Annotated in this window: 12 protein-coding genes and 1 tRNA gene; 12 read left to right on the top strand and 1 reads right to left on the bottom strand. The window is 34.4% G+C overall.

The genetic code is table 11. The features are described 5' to 3' along the window. Positions 1-275, top strand: a 275-nt coding sequence (locus BKH41_RS08800) for a restriction endonuclease subunit S (RefSeq protein ID WP_143428725.1), incomplete at its 5' end; no start/stop codon positions are given. 42 nt (positions 276-317) lie between these two features. On the opposite strand, the gene BKH41_RS08795 is transcribed toward BKH41_RS08800, so the two are convergent. Continuing rightward, positions 318-402, bottom strand: a tRNA-Leu gene (locus tag BKH41_RS08795). Positions 403-562: 160 nt separating this feature from the next. Here BKH41_RS08795 and BKH41_RS08790 point away from each other — a divergent pair. The 11 genes from BKH41_RS08790 to BKH41_RS08740 all read left to right on the top strand — a co-directional run bounded on the left by BKH41_RS08790 (position 563) and on the right by BKH41_RS08740 (position 12,487). After that, the gene (locus tag BKH41_RS08790) at positions 563-1,600 is read left to right on the top strand and encodes a ribonucleotide-diphosphate reductase subunit beta (RefSeq protein WP_095299125.1); all 1,038 of its coding nucleotides are present in this window, start codon (positions 563-565) and stop codon (positions 1,598-1,600) included. Continuing rightward, complete coding sequence (locus BKH41_RS08785) at positions 1,590-2,327, top strand: carbon-nitrogen hydrolase family protein (protein ID WP_180762799.1); 738 nt, start codon at positions 1,590-1,592, stop codon at positions 2,325-2,327. The genes BKH41_RS08790 and BKH41_RS08785 overlap by 11 nt, the downstream gene beginning before the upstream one ends. Continuing rightward, positions 2,320-2,952: a protein-L-isoaspartate(D-aspartate) O-methyltransferase gene (locus BKH41_RS08780; protein WP_095299121.1), complete on the top strand. Its 633-nt coding sequence runs from the start codon at positions 2,320-2,322 to the stop codon at positions 2,950-2,952. The genes BKH41_RS08785 and BKH41_RS08780 overlap by 8 nt, the downstream gene beginning before the upstream one ends. Continuing rightward, complete coding sequence (locus tag BKH41_RS08775) at positions 2,952-3,638, top strand: prepilin peptidase (protein WP_180762798.1); 687 nt, start codon at positions 2,952-2,954, stop codon at positions 3,636-3,638. Before BKH41_RS08780 ends, BKH41_RS08775 begins: the two co-directional genes overlap by 1 nt. Then, positions 3,631-4,647, top strand: a complete 1,017-nt coding sequence (locus BKH41_RS08770; RefSeq protein WP_095299117.1) for an LptF/LptG family permease — start codon at positions 3,631-3,633, stop codon at positions 4,645-4,647. The genes BKH41_RS08775 and BKH41_RS08770 overlap by 8 nt, the downstream gene beginning before the upstream one ends. Beyond that, positions 4,647-5,387 (top strand): tRNA pseudouridine(38-40) synthase TruA, encoded by a 741-nt coding sequence (gene truA / locus BKH41_RS08765; protein WP_095299114.1) that lies wholly within the window; start codon positions 4,647-4,649, stop codon positions 5,385-5,387. The genes BKH41_RS08770 and truA overlap by 1 nt, the downstream gene beginning before the upstream one ends. A 270-nt stretch (positions 5,388-5,657) precedes the next feature. Beyond that, entirely contained in the window at positions 5,658-6,938 is a 1,281-nt protein-coding gene (purD, locus tag BKH41_RS08760; RefSeq protein ID WP_095299112.1) for a phosphoribosylamine--glycine ligase, read from the top strand. After that, positions 6,935-7,399: an RDD family protein gene (locus BKH41_RS08755; protein ID WP_095299108.1), complete on the top strand. Its 465-nt coding sequence runs from the start codon at positions 6,935-6,937 to the stop codon at positions 7,397-7,399. The genes purD and BKH41_RS08755 overlap by 4 nt, the downstream gene beginning before the upstream one ends. A gap of 8 nt (positions 7,400-7,407) precedes the next feature. Next, on the top strand, positions 7,408-9,663 hold the full coding sequence (lptD, locus tag BKH41_RS08750; protein ID WP_095299106.1) for an LPS assembly protein LptD: 2,256 nt from the start codon (positions 7,408-7,410) through the stop codon (positions 9,661-9,663). A 6-nt stretch (positions 9,664-9,669) separates the two neighbouring features. Continuing rightward, positions 9,670-10,395, top strand: coding sequence for a phosphoribosyltransferase family protein (locus BKH41_RS08745; protein WP_095299104.1), 726 nt, complete (start codon positions 9,670-9,672; stop codon positions 10,393-10,395). Beyond that, the gene (locus BKH41_RS08740; protein WP_095299102.1) at positions 10,376-12,487 is read left to right on the top strand and encodes a polyribonucleotide nucleotidyltransferase; all 2,112 of its coding nucleotides are present in this window, start codon (positions 10,376-10,378) and stop codon (positions 12,485-12,487) included. Before BKH41_RS08745 ends, BKH41_RS08740 begins: the two co-directional genes overlap by 20 nt. Positions 12,488-12,515: the final 28 nt, after the last annotated feature.

Here is a 12,515-nt window from a genome sequence, read left to right as displayed (position 1 = left end):
TTAAATTTATATTTTATGTCTTAAAAAATCATCAAAATGAATTTCAAAAACATCTTTATGGTGCTTCAATGCCAAAATTAGATAAAAATTATCTTTGGACACTTCCAATCCCCATCCCACCCATAGAAGTCCAAAATGAAATCGTTGGGATTTTGGATCGATTTGATGCTTTGTGCAATGATCTTTGCATTGGTTTGCCTGCTGAAATCAATGCACGTCAAAAACAATATGAGTATTATCGGGATCAGTTATTGGCATTTAAGAAAAATGATTAAAATCAGGTATGAGTGTATTTGCGGGGATTGATCGAAAGTTTTTGGTGCGGAAGAGAGGACTTGAACCTCCATACCTTGCGGCGCCAGATCCTAAGTCTGGTGCGTCTGCCAGTTTCGCCACTTCCGCGCTGTAGTTTGAAACTTTATCCTGTTCCAAAATAAAGGTTTGTATTTTACTTATTAAACCTTTAAAAAAAACTGAATAGAGTTGATAAAATAAGGCTTATGCGAAAATTAAAGTAATTTTTGGATATTGTTTTAATAAATTTTTCAATAAAGGATTGTCAATGTATGATCACATTGTTGCACGCAAAAAAATTTATAATCCAAATTCTACAGAGGGTGTCAATGATCGCAAGATATTTGGAGGCAATCCCACGAGTATGTTTGACCTCAATAAGATTAAATATCAATGGGCATATAATCTTTGGAAGTTGATGTTAGCAAATACGTGGTTTCCTGAAGAGGTCAATATGAACCCTGATAAGCGCGATTACAACGGCGGTCTTACCGATCAGGAAAAATTAGGCTATGATAGGGCTTTAGCCCAGCTGATTTTTATGGATAGTCTTCAAACCAATAATTTGATCGATAATGTTAATCCTTATGTTACAAGTCCTGAAATTAATCTTATTCTTGTTAGACAGGCCTATGAGGAAGCCTTGCATTCCCAAAGTTATGCAGTGATGGTGGAATCCATTTCTGCAAATACTGATGAAATTTATGATATGTGGCGTACAGATATGCAGCTTCGAAGTAAAAACGACTATATTGCCAATGTTTATTTGGAGCTTGCCAAAAATCCGACAGAAAGAAATTTTGTTAAAGCAATGTTTGCCAATCAGATTTTGGAGGGGATTTATTTTTACAGCGGCTTCAGTTATTTTTATACGTTGGCTCGTAGTGGGAAAATGCTTGGATCTGCTCAGATGATCCGCTTTATTCAGCGTGATGAGGTGACGCATTTGGTGTTGTTTCAAAATATGATCAATGCTTTGAAAAGTGAGCGTTCAGATTTATTTACAAAAGATCTTGAAGAAGAAGTGGTTGAAATGTTTAAAAAAGCCGTTGAAATTGAGTCAGCTTGGGGAGATTATATCACTCAAGGACAGATTTTAGGATTGACATCAGAGATTATCCATCAATATATCCGTTATTTAGCTGATGAGAGGCTTTCAAAAGTGGGTATTTCTAAACTTTATAATGTCCCTCATCCTATTAAATGGGTCGATCAATTTGCTAGTTTTAACGATCAAAAAACGAATTTTTTTGAAGCTAAAGTAACCAATTATGCGAAAGGGAGCGTAAATTTTGATGATTTCTAAACGATTGTATGCTTTGCAGATTAAAACACGGCAAGATTTTGAGGTTAATCTTGCTCAAATTGGGGATTTGATTCAAAAATGCCCACAAGATTCTATCGTTTTGACCCCTGAAGTTGTTTTTAGTGGGTTTGCTTATCAGAGAATGGAAGAGGCAAGTGATTTTTCTAAAAAAGTCACTGAATATCTCTTAAAAATATCAAATGATAAGAGCATTATTACAACGATGATTGAAAAAAATGGCAATTATTTTTATAATAATTTAAAGGTTTTTCATAAAGGCGAAGTAATCCACAAGCAAGCAAAACATAAATTATTTTTGCTTGGAGAAGAGCATTTGCATTTTCAAGCCGGAAATATTGAGGAGATCACTCCTTTTTTTATTGATGGTATTCAATGCGGGGCTTTAAATTGTTTTGAACTTAGATTTATTGATTTGTGGAAACGAATTTGTGGGGCTGAAATTATTTTTGTTCCTGCCCAATGGGGTAAGGCAAGAAAAGATCATTATGAAACCCTTACAAAAGCTCTTGCTATTGCTAATCAAGCTTTTGTGGTTGCAAGTGATAGTGCAAACGATCAGATGGCAAAAGGTAGCGCAATCATTACCCCCTATGGTTTGGTTTATAAAGATGATGGTAGGGAAATCGTTTCTTTGGAAGCGGATTTAAATGAAGTCAATAAAATGAGAAAATATATTCACATTGGTTTGGAATTAAAAAATGTTTAAAATCAAAAGTCATTTGATGTGTGAGGAAATTGCTAAGCAGTTTCCTCTTGAAGAAAATGTTCGAACAGCTATTGCTAGCATTGATCGTGAGCTTTTTGTACCTTCTTCTCTGAAGCATTTAGCTTATAATTTAGATGCTCTTCCGATGGGTGCAGATCAATGGATTAGCTCCCCTTTGACGGTTGCAAAGATGACTCAATATTTAATGCCTGAAGGTGCTGATAGTGTGCTTGAGATAGGTTGTGGAAGTGGCTATCAAGCGATGGTTCTTTCAAAATTGTTTCGCAGAGTGTTTTCGATAGAACGCATTGAAAAACTTCTTTTGGAGGCAAAAGAAAGGATCAGAAAATCAGGTGTGAGCAATATCAATACAAAGCTTGATGATGGGCAAAGAGGTTGGGCTGCTTTTGGTCCTTATGATAGGATTTTATTTTCGGCTTGTATAAGCGATATTCCTCAAGCCGTTGCCGATCAACTTGAAGAAGGCGGGTTGCTTGTAGCTCCGGTTTTGGAAGGCGGTTCTCAAGTGATTAAACGTTATCGCAAAAAAAATAATCAGCTCCAAGCCCCTGAAATTCTTGAAAAATGCTTGTTTGTGCCGGTTGTAGATGGCGTGATGCGGTGATGGAATCAGATCTGCTTATTTTTGAGGGAAATAATCTTTTATATTTCTTTCTTTCCCCAAATAGTCTTGATATGACTGTTTTGGCTGTAATAATCTTGGGGTGGGGGATTTTTGGGATTACTAGATTTGATAAGCATTGTCGCGATGTTTTTGATCTAATGTCTTTTTGTGTCTTTGTGCTTGCATTGCTTTTATTTTTGGGATTGGGTGTTGGGTTTTTTTATCAGGGAATCTTTCGTTTTTGGGCAATGGCGGTTTTTTCTTTGATGTTGCTTTTGGCGTTGGTTGATCTTAAAAAGTTAGCTGTGCCTGATTGGATGAATTTTGGGTTATTTTTTATTGTGATTTTTGGTGTTGTATTTTTTGAGGGCAATGGAGCGCTATTTGTGAATAAATTGCTTGATGGATTTGGTTTGGCAGGGCTGTTTGCAGTATTGAGAATATTTGGAGATATGATTTTTAAGCGTGAAGTTTTAGGGGAAGGGGATATTGTTTTTATCGCTTCAAGCGGATTTTTATTTGGGATTAATGATGCTTTGAGTGGGATATTTGTGGGCTGTGTTTTTGCAAGTGCTTGGGGGTTATTTTTGAGATTGTTTTCCAAAAAGATTGTAAAAATTCCTTTGATTACTTTTATTGTTTTGGGATTATTTTTTGGATTTTTTCTAGAGGTTTATAATGGTTAAGCGGTATGTTTTTTTAGCGATTTCACAGATTTTTTTTCCGTTTTTTTTGGTATTGTTTTTTATCGCCTCCATTGTCTTGCTCATTGGTATAGCAGGCGTTACTTTGGTTGTAAAAATGGGCGTTTTGGATTTGGCTCAATTATTTTTATATTCTTTGCCCGGAACTGTTTTTTTTATCATTCCAATTACTTTTTTTGCATCGTGTGTTTTGGGACTTTCAAGGCTTTCATATGATTATGAGTTGCTGGTATTTTTTTCTCTTGGAATTTCTCCTAAAAAGATTTTGCAGATTTTTGTCCCCGTCAGTTTGCTTGTCAGTATTGTTTTATTAATGTTTTCTTTAGTGATGATTCCTCTGTCTAAAAGTGCTTATTCGGATTTTGTTGCTGAGAAAAAAAATAAAGTTGATATCAATATCAGACCTGGAGAATTTGGTCAAAAATTAGGGGATTGGCTGGTGTATGTGGATAAGGCCAATCACAATCATTATGATCATCTTGTGCTTTTTTCAAACGATGGACTTTCTCAAGAAAGCTTTATTGTTGCTCAAAGTGGTGCAGTAAATAATAAAGGCGGGATTTTTGAATTAAATTTATATGACGGAGATGCTTATTTTGCACAAAATGGAGAAATTAAAAAGGTTGATTTTAAACAAATGAATCTCAAGAATGAAACTGGTGCATTGAAAATGAGTTCTTATGATTTGATTAATTATTGGAAAAGTGCATTTAAAGGAGATTCTTCTCAAGCAAGAAGATTTGCGCAGGCGATAATGACATCTGTTTTTCCTCTTGTAAGTGTATTTTTGATTCCCTTATTTGGGATTGCCAATCCTAGATTTCATAAAAATATGTCTTATATTTATATTCTTTCAGGGGTTGGAATTTATTTTTTGATTATGCATATCACAAGTCAAAATGCACCTTTTTTGGGGATTTCTCTATTGCCTGTTTTGTGGTTACTTGGCTCATATTATCTTTATAAGCGTTTTATTTTGAAATTTTATTAATGAAAAGGCTTGTAGCAAAGATCGCTTATGATGGGAGCGAATTTAATGGGTTTGCAAGACAAAGAACACACGGGATTATGAGTGTTTCAGAAAGAATTGAAATAGCACTTAAAAGTATGGGCATAGAAGATGAGATCATCGGAGCAGGGAGGACGGATAAAGGAGTTCATTCAAGTGGTCAGATCATTTCTTTTTGTGTTCCTGTAAATAGAGAGGTTGAAAAAATAAAAACATTGCTCAATCAAAAGCTATACCCGCATATTTTGGTTAAAAGTATCAGAGAAACCCACAACTCTTTTCATCCCAGATTTGACGCAAAAAAAAGAGGATACCGTTATATTTTTAGCAATGATTTTAAAAATCCTTTCATTTCAAAATATGTTTCTAAAGAAATTTATGGAGATAGGGATCGGATTAAAGAAGGGCTAAAGGTTTTTTTAGGGAGACATAATTTTGCTTATTTTAAAAAACAAGGTAGCGACACTAAAAACGATGTACGAGAAATTTTTATCGCCCGATTTTACAGGCATACGATTTTATCAATAAGCTATAATGTGATTTATTTGGAAGCTGAAGGTTTTTTAAGGGCACAGGTTCGGTTGATGATTGGGGCAGTTTTGGCTTATTCACGCGGAGAAATAACCTTTCAAGATTTGAATTTGCAGCTTAAATGCAAAAAAAGAGTTTTTACTCATCCAGTGAGTCCTAATGGTTTGTATTTAGCAAAGATTATTTATTAGTTTTTAAGCATATGATATGGTATTTTAAAGCTCTATGGATTATAATTGCAATGCCTGAATGATTCGTGTTTCTAAAAATTTTGCGAGTTCGTTAATATTAAGTATTTTCAGACTGATTGTAGCGATCTTTGTGTGTTCGGTATTTTCGTTTGAGCCTTGATGGGTTAGAATCTGCCGCCTAATAAGGTTCTCTTGGTCTAATTTGTAGCTTTGTTGAGCTGCGCACAAACAGATAGCGGTCATTTGGGTAAAAACAGCAATGGAAAATTAATGAAAGAAAAAATATTAATTATAGGGAGCGGAGGAAGAGAATATTCGCTTGGAAAAAAATTTTTAGAAGATTCCCGAATAGAAAAAATTTATTTTTGTCCTGGAAATGGGGCTACTGAAAATATCGGAGAAAATATTTTTTGCAAGGACGATAGAGAGATTATAAAATTTGTTCAAGATGTTGGTATTGATTTGGTTGTGATAGGTCCAGAAGTCCCTCTTGTAGAAGGTTTATCTGATAAGCTTAGGGAAGCCCGAATCAAAGTCTTTGGTCCTAGTAAAAAAGCGGCTCAATTGGAAGGTTCCAAAGCTTTTATGAAAGATTTTGTTTCTCGCTTCCATATCCCTACTGCAGCTTATCTCCAGACATCAGATTTAAAACTCGCCAAAGACTTTATTGCTTCGCTCACGCCCCCAATCGTTATCAAGGCTGATGGGCTTTGTGCGGGCAAGGGGGTTATCATTGCTTCAAACCAAGAAGAAGCAAATGAAGCGCTTGAAATGATGCTTGGTGGGAAGAGTTTTGGAGATGCTGGGAAACGTGTGGTGATTGAAGAGTTTTTAAAAGGATTTGAATTATCAGTTTTTGCTTTGACAGATGGGGAAGATTGTCTTTTATTGCCCGTATGTCAAGATCACAAACGTCTTTTAAGTGGGGATATGGGACCTAATACGGGGGGTATGGGTGCTTATGCTCCCACTCCTTTATGTGATGAGTCCTTAAAACAAAAGATTAGAACCAAAATCATTGAGCCTACCTTAAAAGGAATGGCACAAGAAGATGCTCTTTTTTGTGGCATTCTTTTTGCCGGTATTATGGTGGTTGAAAATGATGGGGAGCTTGAACCTTATTTGCTTGAATTTAATGTGCGTTTTGGCGATCCTGAGTGCGAAGTTTTACTACCACTTTTAAAAACCCCTTTGTTGGATTTGTGTTATGCCTCAATCAATCGTCGTTTAAGGGCATTGAAAGTTGAATTTTTTGATGAATATTGTCTTGGAGTGGTGGTTGTTTCTAAGGATTATCCTTATAAAAATTCAGAACCTCAAACTATTAGCATTGATGCATTTGATGAAAGAATCGGGCATTTGGTTTTTGCAGGCGTCGATAAAAAAGCAGATGTTTTATTAGCCACTGGGGGACGAGTGTTGCTTTGTATCGGAAAGGGAAAAACTTTGCTTGAAGCAAGAAATAATGCTTATTCTTTAGTACAAAAAGTTCATTTTAAAGGGATGGCTTATCGTGATGATATTGGATTTAGGGCTTTGGAGTACCTATGAATTTGACAGATGAGAAACTAGAGGAAATATTGTTTCGCGAAAATTTAAGCATAGCCTCTTTTTCTCATAGGGCAGGCGCTTTTTTTATTGATATTTTGATTGCGGGCTGTCTTTCGTGGGCATTTTGTTGTTATTTTTTTTCAGGGAAGATTTCGACTATAGAGACAAAAATATTTTTTATTCAAAATTTTATATTTTTCATTTTCATTTTTCATTTTTTTTATGAGCTTTTTTTTGTATCTTTTTTTGGAGCTTCGCTTGGAAAGATGATTTTTAAGCTCAAAATTATTTCTGTTTTGAGCTTAGATAAACCTAGTTTTGAAATTGTCTTGGTGCGCTGTTTTATTAAGATTTTAGAAACAATAGCTTGTTTTTTGCCATTTATTTTTGCTTTTAAAGACAAATTCTTGCGCGCCATTCATGATAAATTGTCAAGAACCATTGTTATTGTAATCGAATAGAGAAACAGTTGCTTAGATTAGTTTTTATTCTTATTTTTTGTATCTTTGCATATGGGAGTGAAACTGCTGTGCAAAAATTTGATAAAAACAATAATAAAATTTTTGAGCTTTTAGCAGATAATGTAAATGCCAAAGGTAGCGTGGTGATTGCTTCGGGTAATGCGGTGCTTTTAAATCACGATATGTATATTCTTGCTGATAAAATTTCATACGATACAAAAAATCGCATTGCTACAATTGATGGAGATATAAAAATCTATAAAGGGGGAGGATTTTTTGTCCATGCTGAGCACATTGTTTTAAATATGAATGAAAAATATGAAGCTATTGAGCCTTTTTATATGCAAGATGGTGTTAGCGGGATGTGGGTGAGTGCGAGTTTAGCACAAAATAATGACAAAAAATATAGTTTTAAAAATGCGACGATTTCAGGTTGTAGCATTGAAAATCCGATTTGGCATATTGATGCGACTTCGGGATCTTATAATGCAACAGGTTCTTATCTTTCTCTTTGGAATCCAAAAATCTACATCGGGGATATTCCAGTGCTGTATTTTCCTTATTTGTTTTTATCTACAAGCAATAAAAGAACGACAGGTTTTTTGTATCCTGAATTTGCTGCATCCAATACTGAAGGTTTTGTCTATATGCAGCCTTTTTATTTGGCTCTTCAAGATTTTTGGGATATGACCTTTACCCCTCAAATCAGAACCAGTAGAGGTTATGGAGGCAATCTTGAGGCTAGGTTTGTTGATTGGGAAGAAGATAAATTTGTTTTTAATACAAGATTTTTTCACAACAATGAATCTTATTATAAGAAATATAATTTAAGAAATAAAAATGTGTTTGGTTTTGAGTTTTTGCATTCAAGCAGAAATCCACTTGAAAAATATTTCGGACTCAAATCTTTGATTGATAATGGCTTATATCTTGATTTTTTGTATATGAACGATTTGGATTATGTTCGATTTGAAAATATCAATAAAATCATCACAGATGGTACGCATATGTCTAGAGGCAATTATTATGTTCAAACTGAAGATAATTATTATGGTATTAATTTTAAATATTTTTTAAACTTGAATAAGATTAACAATAACAAGACCTTTCAATCTTTGCCAAATTTGCAGTATCACAAGTATTTAAATTCAATTTTTTTAAAAAATCTTTTGTACTCTGTGGATTATGAATTCAAAAATACTACAAGAGATATGGGCTATGGTTATGTTCAAAATTCTTTGAGCGTGCCTATTGGGATGCAATTTTCTCTTTTTAAAAAATATATTTCTTTAGGGATTTGGAATAATCTGTATATGAGTAATTTGGCCATTACTAATCCTTCTGGCACATATATCCCTGATTTAGGGAAAAAAAGCACAAGAGAGTTCGGTAATATTTTATCGGCAGGCTACTCAGTTTCGCTAAATACAGATTTAGCAAAAGATTATGATAAAATTTTTCACACAATACAATTTGAAATGATTTTTAGTGCCCCTTATTTTGAGAAATCTAATGGCTTGTTTGATTCTGAAATGTATACGCTTACATCTAGGGCAAGGAATGATTATGTTACAAATAATTTAGATTATTATTCTATTGGAGGGAATTTATATAGCGATGTTTGGGATCCTTTGAATGTTACGGGTTCAAATATATCCACAAAAAAAATGGATCTGAAACTCACGCAGTATTTTTATGGACTTGGAGGTAAAGAACTATTTTATTGGAAAATGTCTCAAACTTTAAATTTTGATGATAAGGTTTCAATAGCACGTATTCCAATGGAAAATAAAATCGGATTTTCTCCTTTGGAGGGACTAGATATCTATGGAAGCGTTTTTTATTCTTTTTATTATAATAGTTTGGATGAAGTTGCTTTAAATGCGATGTATAAGCGTAATTATATGGTTGCTAATTTATCTTATTATATTAAAAGAAACTTTAATGATGATGGCATTAATAAGATCATTGAAAATTCGGCAAATTATTTAAAGGGAGGATTCAGTAATGATTTTGGATATTTTGGATTGAGTGCATCAGCGGGCTATGATATTAAAAATAATGTTTTATTGGATTGGGATATAGGTATTTTTAAGAATATTCGTTGTTTTGGAATCGGACTTAAGTTTGTCAATCAAAGAAGACCGATTTTGACAAATAATCCAGGCAATCCCTTGGAGGTTTTAAAAAATACCTACATCAAGCTGGAATTAAATTTTTCACCCCTTACCAATACCGCTTTGACTTATAGAGTTACGAAATGAGGAAAAATGATAAATATTTCTAAAACCGAAAATATAAAATTTGAAAATAGAGATGACGCTTTGGTGCGTTTGATGGATGAGATATTGATCCGACATTTGGATGTGAAGAATTGCATTATTTTAGCAACAAGTCTTGCAGGAGTGGGTTTTGGAGAAAAAATGTCTAAAAAACTCGGTGTCGCACTAGACTTTTTATTTACCGTTCCGATTTATGCTCCTTTAAATCACGAATGTGAAATCGCCATTGTAAGTGAAAATATGGATATAATAATGAATGAGGCTTTGATAGATTCTTTTGAGATCACTTTGGACTATATTTATGGGGAAGCCAAAAGGGCTTATGAAGAAGTCATTTTGGCAGATATTTATAAGTTTAGAAAAGGCTCAATGATAAGCTCTTTGAATGATAGAGATGTTTTTATCGTCGATCAAGGTGTAGAGACTGGTCTGACAATGAATGCAGCGATTCAAACTTGCATTGCCAAAGGAGCTAAAAGCGTTTATGTGCTTACTCCTGTGATCGCTCGAAATGTAGCAGAAAGTTTATCTGAAATATGCGATGGTGTTATTAGCGTGATGAGACCTGATCATTTTGTTTCTACGGCTCATTATTATAAATTTTTGCCTCCTGTTGATGAAGATGAAATAGAAGAAATACTTGATAGATCTTTGGGAAAAACCAAAGATAAAGATTTAAAGCAAAAAATAAGGAATGCGTGTGAATGTGATTGAATTACATCTGGAAAATTTAGTAGAAAAATATACTTTGGATTTTGTGGCTAAGCAGTCTGCCGGTGCGCTTTGGTACCAAAATGGAGGGACTGTAATCCTTGCAAGCGTGGCGGTTGATAACAAACCTGTACAAGAAGATTTTCTTCCCCTTACCGTGCAATATATTGAAAAATCTTATGCGGTGGGTAAATTTCCCGGAGGTTTTATCAAGCGTGAGGGTAAGCCTGGAGAATTTGAGACACTTACCTCACGAATCATCGATAGGAGTTTGCGTCCTATTTTTCCGAAAGGTTATGCTTATCCGACACAGATAACGATAATGGTCTTGAGCTATGATAGAAAAAGCGATTTGCAAGTTTGTGCTCTCAATGCTGCAGCAAATGCATTGTATGTATCAAATTTGCCTTTCTCTCAAGCTGTTTGCGCTATCAGAGTAGGAAAGATTCAGGATCGTTTTGTATTTAATCCTACTGCAGAAGAATTGACTCAATCAAGCCTTGATCTTTATGTTTCAGGTAGTAATGATGATTTATTGATGATAGAAATGTGTTCTTTAGGGGCAAATGCTCAGACTAATGAAATTTCTGAAGAAGATTTGCTTGAGGGGCTTGATTTTGCAAAAAGAGCAATTTCTAAAGCGTGTTTAGAATATGAAAAAGCGTTTAGTCCTCATAAAAAAATCCCCTTAGAAATGGAATTTGATGTTTCTTCAAAGAATCCTGAGATTGGGGTTTATGTCCGCGAAAATTTTTCACAAGAGATTTTAGTTGCTATTGCTCAGATGGCAAAAAGTGAAAGGAATTCAGGTCTCAAAAAAATTGCTGATTATATTTTAAAAACCTTTGGTGAATCGCAAGGATGGGATTTTAAAGATATTTTAAGCGCACTTGAATCTCATAAAAAAGAGATGGTAAGAAGCCAGATTATTTTTCAAGGCATTCGATCTGATGGCAGAGGATATGAAGACATTAGACCCATTGATATTCAAACAAATGTTTTGCCTTTTGCTCACGGCTCAGTTTTATTCACTAGAGGGCAGACTCAAGCTTTGGTTGCAAGCACTATCGGTTCTGAAAACGATGCTCAAATCCAAGAATGCCTGAATAGTAGAGGTCTTGCCAAAGAAAAATTTATGTTCCATTATAATTTTCCTGGATTTAGTGTTGGTGATGCAAGTATTATTTCATCTCCAAGCAGAAGGGAATTAGGTCATGGTAATTTGGCAAAAAGGGCTTTAGAAACAAGTATTGCTGAAAAAACCAAAACTATTAGATTGGTGTCAGAAATTTTAGAATCAAATGGTTCAAGCTCTATGGCTAGTGTATGTGGGGGATCATTAGCATTATGTGCAAGTGGGATTGAAGTGAGGACTTTAATAGCAGGTATTGCTATGGGTTTGGTCGTTGAGGGTGATAAGTACGCAGTGTTGAGCGATATCAATGGCTTGGAAGATCACGATGGGGATATGGATTTTAAGGTCGCAGGCTCAATAAATGGGATTACTGCGATGCAGATGGATACCAAACTCAAAGGAGTTTCTTTTGAAATTTTAAAAGAATGTCTTTATCAAGCCAAAAAAGCTAGAAAACATATCCTTCAGATTATGCAGAAAGCTAGAGATGAGATTGTTTTAAATACTGATATTCTCCCAAGTATGCAGATTTTCAATATTCATCCTGGAAAGATCGTAGAGGTTATAGGGCAGGGCGGTAAAGTGATTAAAGAAATCATTGATCGCTTTAAGGTTAGTATTGATTTGGATAGAGAAAATGGAGAGGTTAGAATTTCAGGGAATGACCATAATGGGGTGATGGGAGCTAAGCATTTTATTTTAGATTTGATTGAGGTTCAAAAAACCGATTTGAGCAAATATGAAATCGGAGAAATATTTGAGGGAGAAGTAAAAAAAGTACTTGATTTTGGTGCATTTGTTGGGCTTCCAAAAGGTGGTGATGGGCTATTGCATATCAATCGTTTCGGAAAAGGTAAAGATTATGATCTTAAAGTCCATATTCATGAAGGAGACAGGATTAAGTGTCAAATTTTAGGTCTTAATAAAGGAAAGATCGAGCTTGATTTAATAAAAGAATAGTTTTAAACTTATATTTATGATTTTTTAG

This window comes from Helicobacter sp. 12S02232-10, from assembly GCF_002272895.1.
Classification (GTDB): Bacteria; Campylobacterota; Campylobacteria; order Campylobacterales; family Helicobacteraceae; genus Helicobacter_J.
This window is presented reverse-complemented; position numbering and strand designations above follow the sequence as displayed.